Origin of the sequence: Pseudomonas laurylsulfatiphila (assembly GCF_002934665.1) — a bacterium.
GTDB classification, from domain to species: domain Bacteria; phylum Pseudomonadota; class Gammaproteobacteria; order Pseudomonadales; family Pseudomonadaceae; genus Aquipseudomonas; species Aquipseudomonas laurylsulfatiphila.
The window spans coordinates 247,768-263,230 of sequence record NZ_NIRS01000002.1 but is presented as its reverse complement, the minus strand read 5'-3'; the positions used below and the strand labels follow the sequence as shown (position 1 = coordinate 263,230).

The 15,463-nt window shown below is 61.6% G+C and carries 12 protein-coding genes; 3 read left to right on the top strand and 9 right to left on the bottom strand.

Going from position 1 to position 15,463, the window contains the following annotated elements; translation table 11 throughout:
- Window positions 1-85: 85 nt before the first annotated feature.
- From CD175_RS07090 to glgA, 5 genes are read right to left on the bottom strand one after another with little or no spacing between them, the layout of a single operon-like run.
- Window positions 86-421 (bottom strand): DUF2934 domain-containing protein, encoded by a 336-nt coding sequence (locus tag CD175_RS07090; protein ID WP_104448292.1) that lies wholly within the window; start codon window positions 419-421, stop codon window positions 86-88.
- A gap of 21 nt (window positions 422-442) precedes the next feature.
- Complete coding sequence (locus CD175_RS07085; RefSeq protein ID WP_104448291.1) at window positions 443-3,238, bottom strand: malto-oligosyltrehalose synthase; 2,796 nt, start codon at window positions 3,236-3,238, stop codon at window positions 443-445.
- Window positions 3,235-5,313: a 4-alpha-glucanotransferase gene (gene malQ / locus CD175_RS07080; RefSeq protein ID WP_104448290.1), complete on the bottom strand. Its 2,079-nt coding sequence runs from the start codon at window positions 5,311-5,313 to the stop codon at window positions 3,235-3,237. The genes CD175_RS07085 and malQ overlap by 4 nt, the downstream gene beginning before the upstream one ends.
- Entirely contained in the window at window positions 5,306-7,105 is a 1,800-nt protein-coding gene (gene treZ / locus CD175_RS07075) for a malto-oligosyltrehalose trehalohydrolase (RefSeq protein WP_104448289.1), read from the bottom strand. The genes malQ and treZ overlap by 8 nt, the downstream gene beginning before the upstream one ends.
- A 12-nt stretch (window positions 7,106-7,117) precedes the next feature.
- Window positions 7,118-8,701: a glycogen synthase GlgA gene (gene glgA, locus CD175_RS07070; RefSeq protein ID WP_104448288.1), complete on the bottom strand. Its 1,584-nt coding sequence runs from the start codon at window positions 8,699-8,701 to the stop codon at window positions 7,118-7,120.
- 559 nt (window positions 8,702-9,260) lie between these two features.
- Between glgA and CD175_RS07065 the strand changes: the two genes are divergently transcribed.
- Together CD175_RS07065 and nudC are read left to right on the top strand one after the other, a co-directional pair.
- Window positions 9,261-10,073, top strand: coding sequence for a crotonase/enoyl-CoA hydratase family protein (locus CD175_RS07065; RefSeq protein WP_104448287.1), 813 nt, complete (start codon window positions 9,261-9,263; stop codon window positions 10,071-10,073).
- 6 nt (window positions 10,074-10,079) lie between these two features.
- A complete protein-coding gene (gene nudC, locus CD175_RS07060; protein ID WP_104448286.1) occupies window positions 10,080-10,910 on the top strand; it encodes an NAD(+) diphosphatase in 831 nt (276 codons plus the stop codon).
- Here nudC and CD175_RS07055 read toward each other — a convergent pair.
- The 3 genes from CD175_RS07055 to CD175_RS07045 all read right to left on the bottom strand — a co-directional run bounded on the left by CD175_RS07055 (window position 10,878) and on the right by CD175_RS07045 (window position 12,976).
- Window positions 10,878-11,657, bottom strand: a complete 780-nt coding sequence (locus tag CD175_RS07055; RefSeq protein WP_104448285.1) for a TSUP family transporter — start codon at window positions 11,655-11,657, stop codon at window positions 10,878-10,880. The genes nudC and CD175_RS07055 overlap by 33 nt on opposite strands.
- 223 nt (window positions 11,658-11,880) lie before the next feature.
- Window positions 11,881-12,357: a nuclear transport factor 2 family protein gene (locus CD175_RS07050; RefSeq protein ID WP_104448284.1), complete on the bottom strand. Its 477-nt coding sequence runs from the start codon at window positions 12,355-12,357 to the stop codon at window positions 11,881-11,883.
- A gap of 55 nt (window positions 12,358-12,412) precedes the next feature.
- Window positions 12,413-12,976 (bottom strand): TetR/AcrR family transcriptional regulator, encoded by a 564-nt coding sequence (locus CD175_RS07045; RefSeq protein ID WP_104448283.1) that lies wholly within the window; start codon window positions 12,974-12,976, stop codon window positions 12,413-12,415.
- A 217-nt stretch (window positions 12,977-13,193) separates the two neighbouring features.
- Between CD175_RS07045 and pssA the strand changes: the two genes are divergently transcribed.
- Entirely contained in the window at window positions 13,194-14,537 is a 1,344-nt protein-coding gene (pssA, locus tag CD175_RS07040; RefSeq protein ID WP_104448282.1) for a CDP-diacylglycerol--serine O-phosphatidyltransferase, read from the top strand.
- A 97-nt stretch (window positions 14,538-14,634) separates the two neighbouring features.
- On the opposite strand, the gene efeO is transcribed toward pssA, so the two are convergent.
- On the bottom strand, window positions 14,635-15,459 hold the full coding sequence (efeO, locus tag CD175_RS07035; protein ID WP_104448281.1) for an iron uptake system protein EfeO: 825 nt from the start codon (window positions 15,457-15,459) through the stop codon (window positions 14,635-14,637).
- Between the last annotated feature and the right edge of the window lie 4 nt (window positions 15,460-15,463).

Below are 15,463 nucleotides of genomic sequence, written 5' to 3'. Positions count from 1 at the left end.
TCCCATGTGGGAGCGAGCCTGCTCGCGATGAGGCCATCAGGCTCGACGTTCATGGTGACTCTTCGCAAGCCTTGCCAGGACTGTCTCAAACCGCGGGCGGTTTTCGCGCCGCACGGGGCTTTTTCTCGACGGCCTTTTCTCCCGGCGGGATCACTTTTGAAGTCGCCGCCGGTTTGGCTTTGGCTTTCGGCGCGGCGGTCTTGCCATTGAGTGACTTGTCGGGGCCAAGTTTTGCGTCGCCGGTTTTCTTTGGCGCTGCCTTGCTGGCGGCGGACTTCGCAGGCATTTTCGGGGCCAGGGCTTCGGCTTCCGCCAGTTTGCACGCCATCTCCCAGTGGCGGGCTTCCTGACCTTCGGGTTTTCCTTCGGATTCCCAGATCTGATAGGCGAATTCGCGGATGCGTTTATCGTCGGTACTCATCGCAATGCTCCTGAACTGAACTCAAGTGTGGGCAGTTTGAATAATGAGATTGACCGGGAAATCCCCCAGCGCGGCGCTGATCAGCAGCTCTCTGTGTTTTGTGACTGTGAGGCCGGTAAAAAGTCCCTTCAGATGTTCGTCCGCAACGGTGAACGGCAGTTTGACCCGGGTATCGCCCCACAGCGGCGCGTGGACCTGGGGTACGGCACTGTTTTCCAGCAGTTCGGCACAGCGTATTGGCACAATCACGATGGCGCGTTCTCCCTCCCGTTCGCGGACAAAACCCAGCACTCGATGGGCCTCACTGCCCAGTACTTCCAGGGGCTGGTAAGTGCCACGCCGAAACAGCTCGGCATGTTCGGCGCGCAGACCCAGGGTGCGCGCAATCAGGGCTTGCTTGATGCGCCCGTCCTGCCAGTTCGACAACAGGTCCGGCAGGTCTATCGTGTGCTGCAGTGCCTGTTGGCGGCTGGCGTAATCCACGGGGCGACGGTTGTCCGGGTCGACCAGGCTGAAGTCCCAGAAATCGTTGCCCTGATACAAATCCGGCACGCCGGGCACGGTCATGCGCAGCAAGGTTTGCGCCAAACCGTTAAGGGCACCCGGGGCGGCAATCGAGCGGGCCGCCTTGGCGAGGGCCGCACGCAGCAGCTCACCTTCGGGGTTGAGCAACAGGCGCTGGATAAAGTCCTCGGTCGCTTGCTCGTAAGCGTCATTGGGCGTGCTCCAGCTGCTTTGCAGCTTGGCTTCGCGCAGGGCCTTGCGCTGCCATTGCCAGAGGCGTTTTGCGTAGTCCTCGAGCGCCGGTGGATTATCGATAGCCAAACCCAGTGGCCAACTGCCGAGGACCGCCTGGTACAGAATCAACTCATCACCCGCCGACGGCACTTGATCGTCTTGGCGCAATGGCCGGGCGAGGGTGCGCCACAGGCCGATCTGCTCGCTGTACCAGCCGCTGCGCTCACTCAGTACCGCCAGCCGCGCGCGTGAGTCTTCGCCACGCTTGTGGTCGTGGGTGGCGCTGGCCAGCAGATTGTCCGGGAAGGTTTCAAGGCGCTCGATGCAGGCCCGATGAAAGTCGGCCACCGGCGCACTGAATTGCTCGGTGCTGAACCCCACGTCATTGCGCGAAAGCAGGACGGCCGAACGATAGAACGCGGTGTCTTCCACCGCTTTCGCCGCGGCTGGCGAGGTCAGTTGCTGGAAACGTACGCACGCGTGCTTGAGGCGTTTGCGCTGACGACCGGCCGGGCGTTGCCGCCAGGGCTCGCCACCGAGCCAGCCGGCTAGGCAGTCGAGCACCGGCCAGTCTGCCTCGCCCAGGGTTTGGCGGGCGCCGTCCATGGCCTGCTGGAAAAACACCTCGTCCTGGCCTGTCCGGCCGAGGGAGCTGATGTAGGTGCGGTACACCGGGAAATGCACGATCAGCGCCTGCAAGGCCCGGCGAATCGCACCGAGGGTCAGGTCGCGGCTCATGAGATTGTCCCGGGCCACTTGCAGCAAGGCCTGGGCGACGCTTTCGAAATCCCCGGCCAGGGAACCGTTGAGAATTTGCTGGCGGGCCAGCTGTGCTTCCGGGGAGAAGTCAGCGGGCCGCTCACTGTGGCGCTGCCAGAGTTCGGCCAGTGTCTGCGCGCCCCGTGGGTCGTGTTGCAGCAGTGACAATTGGTTCATGAACTCGTAACCGGTGGTGCCATCCACCGACCAGTCGCGATGCAGGGTCTCGCCTTCACCGAGGATTTTTTCGACATAGATGGGCAGATGGCGGCCCGAGCACAGACTGTCGACCCGGCGCCGCAGCTTTCGGCAGTAGCTCCGCGGGTCGGCGAGGCCGTCGATGTGGTCGATGCGCAACCCGTCGATCAGCCCCTCAGCCACCAGTTGGAAGATCTTCGCGTGGGTGGCTTCGAACACCGCGGGACGCTCGACGCGCAGTCCGCCGAGTTCATTGATATCAAAGAAGCGCCGCCAGTTGATGTCATCGGCGGCCGTGCGCCAGCTGGCGAGGCGATAGCTCTGACGCTCCAGCAGGTTGTGCAGGCGCTGGAAGCCTTCGTCGGTCAGTGAGTCGTAGTTCTTCAGGTGCCGGTCAATGGCTTGAGCAATAAGCGGATCGCTGACCAGATCGCGCAGTTCCTCTTTCAGCGGTATGGCCAGGCTGTGGGCGTCGGTCTGGTAGCTCAGGGTGCTGAAGCGATCGGCCAGGTTTTTCAGTTGTTCGGCCTGCTCCGTATCGAGCGCAGCATCGGTCTTGAGCAGTTCGCCGTAATCCCAGGGGCAAATGGGGAAGCGATGTTCGTAATGCTCGACATGGAAGGTGCCGTGCCAGGCGTCGAAGCGCAGGGGCAGCGTGCCGTCCTGCAACGCCACGCCGTAATCGCTGCCCAGGAACGGCAGAAGCAACTGGCCTTCCATCAACGGATCGGAAGAGTGCCACTGGATGTCGAAAAACTCGCCGTAGGGGCTCAGGCGTCCCCACTCCAACAGGTCCAGCCACCAGGGATTGTCAGCGCCGCCAACCGCCATGTGGTTGGAGACAATGTCTAGGATCAACCCCATGTCTTGCTCATGCAAGGCGTTGACCAGGCTGCGCAGCGCCACTTCGCCACCCAGTTCCGGGTTGACCCTGGTCGGATCCACCACGTCATAGCCGTGCATCGATCCGGCTCGGGCACGCAGCAACGGGGAGGCGTAGACATGGCTGATGCCCAGGCGTGCGAAATACGGCACCAGCGGCACCGCGTCTTCCAGCGTGAAGCCTTTATGAAATTGCAGGCGCAGCGTGGCGCGCAGTGGGCGGGTGGACTGCCGGGTCATCGGTCACGCTCGGCCGCCTGCAGTCGCGCACAGGCGAGCAGTTCCAGGCGCCGCGCGGCATCCGGTCCATCGAGCAGGGCTTCGCTGTAGCCGGGCAAGCGCCGCGACCAGTTCGGGTGGGTGTCGATGGTGCCGGGCAGGTTGGCCTGTTGTTCCACGCCAAGGGCATCCTCCAGCGGCAGCAGCACCAAGGGTGCCCGGGTATGACCGAGAAAACGCACGCTGGCGTCGAGCACCTGGTCGGTTTCGTGGGATTCTTCGCGGAAGTTCTGCGGGTCCTGGCTCAATGCCCGGCGCAAGCCCTCGCGCTCACGCTCGCGATGCTGGCGCCATTCGATCTCACCGCTGGCGTCGACCATGCCGAGCCGGGCGTTCCAGTCGATATCGCGGCCATGCCACCAGCCGTTGAGGGTGGGCAGGTCATGGGTGCTGGTGGTGGCCAGGGCGTTGTCCGGCCAGTCGAGGATCGGCTTGAAGTGCGTATTGTCCTGCTCGAACAGCAGTACCCGCATGCCGAGCATCGAACGGGCAATGAGTTTCTCCCGCAGGCCGTCCGGCACGGTGCCGAGGTCTTCGCCGAGGACGATGGCCTGGTGCCGATGGGATTCCAGGGTCAACAAGCGCAACAGGTCGTCCACCGGGTAATACAGGTAGGCGCCATCGGCCGGTGGCGAGCCGTTGGGGATCACCCACAGACGCTGCAGCCCCATGACGTGATCGATACGCAAGCCACCGCAATGGGCGAAATTGGCCCGCAGCATTTCGATGAACGCGCGGAAACCATTGCGCACCAGGCCTTCAGGGGAGAACGCGGAAATCCCCCAGCCCTGGCCAGTGCGGTTGAGTATGTCCGGTGGCGCGCCGACGGTGAGCGCGGCGAGCAGTTCGTCCTGCCGGCTCCACGCCTGGCTGCCGCCGCCATCGGCACCAACGGCCAGGTCGGCGATCAGGCCGATGCTCATGCCGCTGGCGCGGGCGGCGGTTTGCGCGCGCTCCAGGCAGCGAGTGATCAGCCACTGGCAGAAAGCGAAGAAGCCGATGCGCCCGGCATTCTCTTCGGCAAAAGCCGCCAGTTCGGCGCTGCGCGGGTTGCGCCAGGGTTCGGGCCACAGTCGCCAGTCGAGGCCTTCACCACGGGCGGCGCGTGCCTCCTGGATGGCTTCGAAGCGACAGTGGTTTTCCAGCGCTTCGCCGGCAGCGTGACGAAAGCTGCTGAAGTCTTCGTGCAAGGGGTGTTCACCCTGGACGAAACCTTCGTATAGCGACTGCAACAGCCGATGCTTGGCTTCGGCGGCGGCCGGCCAGTCAATCAGCGCACGCTCCTCCAGCGCCTTGAGTTCAATGGCCAGTCCGGTTGCATCGATGGCGGTGCGCAGGGCGCGCTCGCCGAGAATGGTGCCGGGGGCGCAATAAAGGCTGTTGAGAAACAGACGGCTGGACGGCGAATACGGGCTGTAGCGTTGGGCGTCATTGGAAAACATCGCATGCAAGGGGCTGATCGCCAGCGCCTCGGCGCCACGTTCACCGGCCACTCGGGCGAGGTCCTCCAGCGCCTGGGTGTCACCAAAGCCGCCATCGCCGGGACGGCGCAAGGCATACAATTGCACGCTCAGGCCCCAGGCACGGGGGATCGGGTTATCCACGGCATCGGCGACGCTGTAACAACGGGATGGGGCCACCGCCAGGGTGAAGGTTTGTCCGTCGATGCTGACCTGTTGATAGCCGACCGGTACCAGCCCCGGCAGCTTTGCGTTGGCGTCCAGTTTCAGGTTGAGGCGCGAACCGTCTTCGAGGTGGATTTCGCAAGGGGTTTCAGGTGCAAAAAAGCGTGCCAGATCCAGGCCCGTCCCGACATCGGCGGTGATCAATGGCGGCAAGTGATGGGTCTGTTGCACCGCTTGCAATTCCAGCAGGCTGGCGTCGATTTCCTGGGCGCTGCCCGCCGGGTGACCCAGGCCGGTCAGCACATTGCGCAACACGGAGGGTGCGACTTTTTGCGGGCGGCCGTTGGCGTCGATCCAGTCGACCGCGAGGCCGGCACGGCTGGCCAGAATTTCCAGTTGCGCATCACTCATGGACGCTCTCCATACGAACTAGCAAAGGGGCTGCGGCGGTGAGGCTGACAAGCGCGCAATACGGGGCAAGGGTGCCCTGGTCCAGCAGATCGGCGCTCTGTGGCGGGTATTCGAACACCCGCGCAGCACCGGTCTGTGAGGTGTGGACTACGGGCTTGTCGCTGAGGTTCAGGTCAATGCGCAGCTCGCTGCCATCGCCCAAGCGCCAGGCGGCACTGACCGCGCCTTCGCCCAGCTCGTCAGCCCCCAGTGCCTGGGTGCCCGGCAAGCGGGGGATGAGGAGCCGGTGACGGATCTGCAACAGCCGGCGATACAGGTCGTGCATCTCAGTATGGCCGGTCGAAGGCAGGACAGGGCGGGACGCTGAAAATGTCTGCGGATCGTTCGGGTCAGGAATGTGTTCGCGCAGGAGTGGGTCGGCAAACACGCTGAATGCCGCGAACTCGTTGCGCCGGCCGTCTCGTACCAACTTGGCCAACTCACCGTGATGGCTGGTGAAAAACAGGAAGGGTTGCTCGACGGCGAATTCGTCACCCATGAACAGCAGCGGAATCATCGGCGACAACAGCAGCAACACCGTGGCGGCCCGCAGCGCTTGCGGGTGAGCGAGTTGATGCAGGCGCTCGCCGAAGGCCCGGTTGCCGATCTGATCATGGTTCTGCAGGAACAGGATGAAGGCGCCGGGTGGCAAGTGCCCGCTGGGTTCACCGCGTGCCACGCCATGGCGATTGATATGACCCTGGAACACGAAACCCTGGCTCAGGCAACGCGCCAGTTGTTCGGTGGGGTTTTGCGCGTAGTCGGCGTAATAGGCCTCGGTTTCGCCGGTCAGTAACACATGCAGGGCATTGTGGCCGTCATCGTTCCACTGCGCGTCGTAACCCTGTTCGAGCAGTCCGGCCTGATTGTGTTCGTTCTCCACCATCAGCCACACATGTCGCGCCGGTCCCGTCTGCTGGCGCACCCGTTGCGCCAGTTCCTGGAGGAAATCCGGATCTTCAATGGCGTGCACCGCGTCCAGGCGCAAACCGTCGAAACGGTATTCGAGCAGCCACATCAAGGCGTTTTCGATGAAGAAGTCCCGTACTTCGCGGCGGCGAAAATCGATGGCCGCGCCCCACGGCGTCTGTTTGTCTTCGCGAAAGAAGCCCTTGGCATAACGATGCAAGTAATTGCCATCCGGACCGAAGTGGTTGTAGACCACGTCGAGAATCACCGCCAGGCCATGACCGTGGGCGGTGTCGATCAAGTGTTTGAGCTGCTCGGGTGACCCGTATGAAGCCTGGGGCGCGTAGGGCAGGACGCCGTCATAGCCCCAATTGCGCTCACCGGGAAACTGCGCAATGGGCATCAGTTCGATCGCGGTGATGCCCAGCTCGACCAGGCGCGCCAGGTGCTGCTCGACGGCACTGAAGCCGCCGAGGGCACCGACGTGCAATTCGTAGATCACCGCTTCGTTCCACGGCCGTCCCGACCAGGCACTGTGTTGCCAGGCATAGGCCAGCGGATCGATCACCACGCTGTGTCGGTCGATATCGCCATCCTGAGCGCGGGAAGCCGGGTCGGGCACTTCCAGTTCGCCGTCGATGCTGTAGCGGTAACGGGTGCCCGCCGCGCATCGGATGTTGCTCACGAACCAGCCGTCGGCCTGGGGCAGCAACGGCAAGGACTGTCCATGTTCCAGTTCGACACTGACGTAAAACGCATCTGGCGCCCACAACGCGAATCGCGTGTGCTCTGCGTCCAGCATGATTGCGCCGTGGGGCCAGGTCTCAAGGGTCCGTAACGGCATCTTGAAAGCCTCTTACTGTTTGTTCGATTTCCCCAACGCTTTCGCCACAAGCTGTTCATAGAGTTCGGCGTAGGGTTCGACCGCCTTGCACCAGTTGAACGGCGCTGCCATGGCCCGGCAGCGCATGGCGTGCAGCAGGTCGGGGAAGGCGAACACCTTGAACGCGCGGCTCAGGGCTTCCTGGTAGCTCTGCACCGTTGATTCATCGAACAGGAAGCCGGTCACGCCGTTTTCGATGGTGTCGGCCAGGCCACCGGTATTGCGCGCCACCGGCAACGAGCCGAAGCGCTGGGCGTACATCTGGCTCAGGCCGCAAGGTTCGTAACGCGAAGGCATCAGCAGAAAGTCGCTGCCGGCGAACATGCGCCGGGCATCGGTTTCATTAAAGCCGATGCGCACGCCGATCTGCCCGGGGAAACGCAGGGCCAGTTCGCGCATCGACTGTTCTTCTTCCGGCTCGCCACGGCCGATGATCGCGATCTGGCCACCGGATTTGACGATGTATTCGGAGACCGCTTCGGTCAGGTCCAGGCCCTTCTGATAGACCAGGCGCGACACCACGGCAAACAGCGGCCCTTCGGAGTCTTGCAGGCCGAACAGTTCGCGCACATGGGCGGCGTTCACCGCCTTGCCATCCCAATCGCCGATGCTGAACGGGCAGAACAGGTGCGGGTCGGTCGCCGCATCCCAGCTTTCATCGATGCCGTTGGGAATCCCGCTGAGCAGGCCTTGCTGGGTCTTGGCAGCGAGGAAACCGTCGAGTCCGCAGCCGAAATCCGGGGTGGTGATTTCCTGGGCGTAGGTCGCGCTGACGGTGGTGATGTGGCTCGAGTAGGCCATGCCGGCCTTGAGGAACGACATCTTGCCGTAGAACTCCATGCCTTCCTGTTGCAGCGCGTGATGGGGAATGCCCAGTTCGGGGCACGAACCCAGGCTGGTCACGCCTTGATACGCCAGGTTGTGAATGGTGAACAGGGTTGGTGTGCGTTGTCCGCGCCAATGCATGTAGGCCGGGGCCAGGCCGGCCGGCCAGTCGTGGGCGTGCACCAGGTCCGGGCACCAGTGGATTTGCGCGAGGTTGGCGGCGATGTCGGCCGCCGCCAGGCCCAGTCGGGCGAAACGGATATGGTTGTCCGGCCAGTCGCGGCCGTTGTTGGCGCCGTAGGGTGAACCTTCGCGCTCGTAGAGTTCGGGGCAGATCAGTACGTAAATGACCAAACCATCGGGCATGTCCATGCGCCCGATCTTGCACGGTGGCAACGCGGCATGACCGCCGAGTTCACCGATGATATGAATGGGGTTCTCGCTGTGCAGCACCTGCGGGTAACCCGGGATCAACACCCGCACATCGTGCAGATGGGCCATGGCCCGTGGCAGTGCAGCGGAAACGTCGCCCAGGCCACCGGTCTTCACCAGGTCGGCAATTTCCGAGGTCACGAACAACACTTTCTTACGGTTCGGATTCTGGTGGGCTGCCGGGGTCAGGGGCCTGGTGCCGGGCACGCTGACGGGTTGGGTGTTCGCGGCAGTTACGGCGCTCGATTCGCCGACCTGATGAGCACGTTCTCCCTGTATTTCCAAAGCCGTACTGATCATATGAATCTCCCGTGCTGTTGATCTAATTCTTAGGTCTGGCAAACGGTGTTTCATGGCCAATTCCCGTGGCCGGGCGCAAAAGCGCTGCGCATCAGTGAGCAAGCGCTGCCCGATGCGTCGAAGCAAAAGGGGTGAATGAGCCGTTGCAAAGATTGCACCAGTCGCAACGCACCTTCTTGTCAGAGGACCGATCGGGAATGGAAAAAGTTTCGACTATTTTTCCACTTTATGACCGCCCGGTTTCGCTTTGAGAAAATGAGTCTAGGCCAGAACTTAGAGCGGTAAAGGGCAGATGGCAAAATTGTTCGACAATCGGTTTGTAACGGTACGGACGTGCCTGATCGAGGTGCAAACGCCCCGACGAAGTGCATGTTTTTTTGCGTTTTGGCCTCAAAAAGTCACCGGGCAGTCACATGAATGTGCGACGTGATCGGGCGGTCGCGCACCAATGTGGTGCGCGCGCTAAGTCCCGGATTTGGCTGAACCACTGCCTTACTGCCGGTCGCGATGCCTTGTTATAGTTCGGGCCTCGTTTTCTGCCCGCAAAAGGATCAATGGAATGTCTCAGTACAGCGCGTTCAACGTCGAACTGGTCGATAAAATCGCCCATGTGCAGATCAACCGACCGGAGAAGATCAACTCGATGAACGCTGCGTTCTGGAGCGAGATCGTCGAGATCTTCCAGTGGATCGATGACACCGATGAAGTGCGCGTGGTGGTCCTCAGCGGCGCAGGCAAGCATTTCTCCTCGGGTATCGACCTGATGATGCTGGCCGGTGTGGCCAATGAACTGGGCAAGGACGTCGGCCGCAATGCGCGCCTGTTGCGGCGCAAGATCCTTACCCTGCAAGCGTCGTTCAATGCCGTCGACAACTGCCGCAAACCGGTGCTTGCAGCGATTCAGGGCTACTGCCTGGGTGGCGCCATCGACCTGATTGCCGCGTGCGACATGCGTTATGCCGCCGAGGACGCACAGTTCTCGATCAAGGAAATCGACATCGGCATGGCCGCCGACGTGGGTACGCTGCAACGCTTGCCGCGGATCATCGGTGACGGCATGCTGCGCGAACTGGCTTACACTGGTCGCACCTTTGGCGCCGACGAAGCGCGGAGCATGGGCCTGGTCAATCGCATCTACAGCGACAACGCCAGCCTGCTCGACGGCGTCATGGGGATTGCCCGCGAAATCGCCGGCAAGTCGCCGATCGCCGTCACCGGCACCAAGGAGATGATCAGCTACATGCGTGACCATCGCATCGATGACGGCCTCGAATACATCGCCACCTGGAACGCCGCCATGCTGCAATCCACCGATCTGCGCGTGGCCATGGCCGCCCATATGAGCAAACAGAAACCCGAATTTCTGGATTGATTAACCATGATTCCTCGCTGGACCACTGCAGTACTGGATACCGACCAACCCGGCGGCTGGGCCGTCGCGCGCAGCCCCGAAGGCTTTCTGTTCGATGACAATGGCGCACTGTTTCCACGCGAATGGTTGAAGCGTCAGGACCTGTCGATTCTCGCCGAGCATGGCATCGGTCATCTCGATGGCGAGCCGGTCTATCTGCTGGAGCTGCGCAGTCAAAGCGAAGTGCCGGGCTGCAACTGGAAAGGCTTGCGGGCGTTCATGCTCGAAGGCGATCACACGGTCTACAAGGTGCTCGGTTACGCCGCACAGATCGGCACCTGGGCCCGCGAACACCGCTTTTGCGGCAATTGCGGCCAGGCGACCCATCAGGTGGTGCGTGAGCGGGCGATGTACTGCGAGCCGTGTGACTTGCGCTATTACCCGCGGATTTCACCGAGCATGATCGTACTGGTGACCCGTGGTGACGAGATTCTGCTGGGGCGTTCGCCACGGTTTGTGCCGGGGGTCTACAGCACCCTGGCCGGGTTTGCCGAGCCGGGCGAATCGGCCGAGGACTGCCTGATTCGCGAGGTTCGTGAAGAGGTGAGCATCGAGGTCAGGAACATCCAGTACATGGGCAGCCAATGCTGGCCGTTCCCGCACTCGATGATGCTCGGCTTTCATGCCGAATACGCCAGTGGCGAGATCGTTTGCCAGGAGGACGAGATCGAAGACGCCCAGTGGTTCAACGTGCACGCGCTGCCGCCGTTGCCGGCGTCGCGCTCGATTGCCCGTTACCTGATCGACGTCTACGTGGCGCGGCGTTTAGGCCACGCTGAACCAGTGCTGCCAGGCTAGGCGCACGGTCAGGCCCAACACCACGGTGATGAACACCGGACGAATGAATTTCGCGCCGCCGCTGATGGCGGTGCGGGCGCCGAAGAAGGCGCCGACCATCAATGACGAGCCCATGCACAGGCCGATGATCCAGTCCACCTGACCGGAAAAGATGAAGATCGACAGCGCCGCCGCGTTGCTGACGAAGTTCATGCTGCGCGCCACGCCGCTGGCCTTCACCAGGTCGATGGGGTAGAGCAACAGGCTGCTCACGGTCCAGAACGCGCCCGTGCCGGGACCGGCCACGCCGTCATAGAAACCGAGGCTGAAGCCCTGGGTCGACTGCCACTTTTTCTTGATCGGTGCATCGCTGTCCGTTGGCGCTTTCGGCGTACCGCCAAACAATAGATAGACACCGCAGGCGAAGACGATCACCGGCAGCATTTTGTTCAGCCATTCCGCCGGCAGGTAGTGCGCGACCACGGCACCGGTCAGCGCGCCGACCAGGGTACCGACGATGGCGTGCACCCATTGCGCGGGGTGGAACAGCTTGCGGCGGTAGAAGGTGAAACTGGCAATCGCCGAGCCGAAGGTCGAACTGAGCTTGTTGGTGCCCAGCACCAAGTGCGGCGGCAGGCCGGCGGTCAACAAGGCCGGGGTGGTCAACAGACCACCGCCACCGGCGATGGCGTCGATGAAACCGGCAACAAAAGCGACAAGGGCCAGGATGGCCAGGGTGGAGAGGTCAACGCTGAGTTCGAAAGGCATGGGATCGGCTTATTCGGCGGGTGCAGAAAGGGCTGCAGGGAAGGGGCGACATATTACCCATAACCCCTTCCGACGGCGACCGCTTAGCTCGCGATCCGTCGATCCCACTGCATGGGATCTGTCGATCGCTCTGTATGTAGGAGCTGCCGCAGGCTGCGATCTTTTGATCTTAAAAAATCAAGATCAAAAGATCGCAGCCTGCGGCAGCTCCTACAGTGAGTGTTTACAGACCCAGATCCGACAGGCTCGGATGATCGTCAGGCCGACGCCCCAGCGGCCAGTGGAACTTGCGCTCGCTTTCCTTGATCGGCATGTCGTTGATGCAGGCGAAGCGGCGGGCCATCAGGCCGTCCTCGTTGAACTCCCAGTTTTCGTTGCCATAGGAGCGGAACCAGTTGCCCGAGTCGTCGTGCCATTCATAGGCATAACGCACGGCGATGCGGTTGTCGGTAAAGGCCCAGAGTTCCTTGATCAGTCGATAATCCAGCTCCTTGGCCCATTTGCGGGTCAGGAAGCCTTTGGCTTCTTCGCGGTTATAGGCGAACTCGGCGCGGTTTCGCCACTGGGTGTCCAGGGTGTAGGCCAGGGACACGCGTTGCGGATCACGGGAGTTCCAGCCATCCTCAGCCAGGCGAACTTTTTCAATGGCCGATTCACGGGTGAAAGGGGGCAATGGCGGACGAACTTCGGCATTAGACATTTCAAGTCTCCGTATCAAGTTAAAGTCAAAACAATTGTCGAGCTTGATCAGGTTGCTACAGGTCCAATAACTTGCGCGCCATGCATTGCGCATTATCGGCGGCACTGTGATCACCCGTTACAAGCGCCACGGTAATGGCACCATCGATCAGGATCAGCAGCTGTCTGGCCAGCCTCTGCGGATCCTCGGCGCCATGTTCGGTACACAACTCGCACACGTAGTCGAGCAGCTTCTGTTTATGCTCTTTGGCGACCAGGCGCACCGGGTCTTGCGGGTCGCCGGTTTCGCCACTGGTGTTGATGAAGGCACAGCCACGGAAGCCTTCGGAGGCGAACCACGACTTGAGTACGGTAAACAGGTTCAGCAGCCGCCCGGCCGGGGTCGGTGCCTGGCCGACTTCGCTGCGGTACCAGTGCATCCAGCGCTGATCGCGGCGTTGCAGGGCGGCCACGACCAGTTCGTCCTTGTTGGCGAAGTAGCGGTAAATGCTTTTTCTGGAGACACCGGCGGTTTTCACCAGGAGATCCATGCCAGTGGCGGCAATGCCACTTTTGTAGATCAACTTTTCGGTGACATCCAGAATGATGTCGCGTGTGTCGTTGCTATTGATTTCGCTCATGGGGCTAACAGTAGAACGATCGTTCTCCTTGGTCAATTGTTATTTTTGCGCGACCTGAAGATTGTCATCGCTGGCAAGCCAGCTCCTACAGATTGACCGCGTTCCCCTTGTAGGAGCCGGCTTGCCGGCGATGACGTCAGGGCAGACAGCAACAAGACCCGAACCCAGCGATGGTGTAAGCTCTCAGGTTCTTCGGATTCGACCCATTGCGAGCCCTATGCCGTCGCTTTTCAAACGCTCCCTGCTGCCCAAGCTGCGCAGTTTCCCGCTGACGGCCGATGCCGTCGGCATTCTCTCCGGCGCTGCCGAATTCCGTCGTTGCCTGCTTGAGCAAATCGCCAGCGCGACCCGGCGCATTTACATCGTTGCGCTGTACCTGCAACAGGATGAAGCCGGCCAGGAAATTCTCGATGCCTTGCACGCGGCCAAACTGGCGCGTCCGGAACTGGACGTGGTGGTGGTCGTCGACTGGCTGCGCGCCCAGCGCGGCCTGATCGGTGCCGGCAAGCAACCGGGCAACTCGGCCTGGTACCAGGAGATGACCCGCACCCACGCAAGTGAAGTGCCGATCTATGGCGTCCCGGTACAAACCCGCGAACTGTTCGGTGTGCTGCACCTCAAAGGCTTCGTGATCGATGACTGCGTGATCTACAGCGGCGCGAGCCTGAACAACGTGTACCTGCACAAGCTCGACAAGTACCGCTACGACCGCTATCACCTGCTGCGCAATCGCGAACTGGCCGATTCGATGCAGCACCTGGTGCAGCACGGCCTGGTGGCCTCCAAAGCGGTGCACCGCCTCGACCTGCCGAACCTGCCGACCACCCGTAGCCTGCGCAATGACATCGGCGACCTGCGCAGCCGGCTCAAGCACGCGGCGTACGACACCACGCGAGGCTCCACCGACCGGACCGGTCTGTCCGTCAGCCCGCTGCTCGGCGTCGGCAAGAACAATCCGCTGAACCGGGTGATCTGCGAGCTGATTGCCAGCGCCCAGCAGCAACTGACCATTTGCACGCCGTATTTCAACCTGCCACTGGCGATCATCCGCGAGATCAACCGCGCGCTGGCCCGTGGGGTGAAGATCGACATCGTGGTCGGTGACAAGACGGCCAATGACTTCTACATTCCGCCGAGCGAACCGTTCCGGGTCATATCGGCGCTGCCGTACCTGTACGAAATCAGCTTGCGCCGGTTTGCCAAGCGTCATCAGCGCAACATCGACAGCGGTCAGTTGAACCTGCACCTGTGGCGTGATGGTGACAACACCTATCACCTCAAGGGCATGTGGATCGACCGGCGCTATACCTTGCTGACTGGCAATAACCTCAACCCGCGGGCGTTCCGGCTTGATCTGGAAAACGCCTTGTTGATCGATGATCCACACGGCGAATGGCTGGAGCCGCGCCGCCTTGAACTGGCGGAGATCTTCCAGCACACCCGGCGAATCGAGCACTTCCAGAACCTGGAAACCCTTGCCGAATATCCGATGGGCGTGGCCAAGTTCCTCAAGCGCGTGAGTCGTGTGCGGATCGAGCGGTTGCTGTACCGGATTCTTTAAAGATTAAAATCAAAAGATCGCAGCCTTCGGCAGCTCCTACACAGGTCAATGTAGGAGCTGCCGAAGGCTGCGATCTTTTTACCGACAACGCGGACTGTCAGTTCAGACCCAGCTTGCCACGCAACGTGGACAGATCTTCAGCCAGGGTATTGACCGGCCCGACCAGTGCCTTGCGGTCGGCATCCTTCACTTTGTCGTAGGTCTCGAATCCGCCGTCCGAGGTTTTGTACTTGGCCAGGATCCTGTCCACGGTGGCGAAGTTCTTGTCGACCTTGGCCACGAACGCCGCATCCTGCTTCCCGATTTGCGAACGGAACAGGTCGACGATCTTCTTCGCGCCGTCGATGTTGCCCTGGAAGTCATACAGGTCGGTGTGGCTGTAGCGGTCTTCTTCACCGGAGATCTTGGTCGCCGCGACTTCTTCGAGCAGCGCGGCGGCACCGCCCACGACTTTCTCGGGCGGGAAGGTCAGACCGGCCACGCGGGTTTGCAGGTCTTTCACGTCTTTGTCCAAGCCGTCCGCCAGTTCGCCCAGGTCCTGGGTGCTTTTTTCCGAGAACAGCGAGTATTCGAGGCGGTGGAATCCGGTGAAGTCTTCGGCCTTCACGCCTTTTTCGTGATCGTCGACGCGGGAGTCGATGGACGCATCCAGGTCACTGAACAGCTCGGCAATCGGCTCGATCGACTCGTAGTAGACGCGAGTCGGCGCATAGAGTTTTTGCGCGGTGGCCAGGTCGCCTTTTTTCACGGCGTCGGTGAATTGCCGGGTGTGGCTGGCCAGTTCATCCAGTTGCTCGGTCACGTAAATCTTGTAGTCCGAAACCGGCCCCACCAGGTCCAGCGGCGCCGTTGCAGCGAAAGCCGAAAGCGGAGTGTTGAGCAAGCCAAGGGTCAGCATTAGCGCGAGGGGTGACTTCTTCATGGGA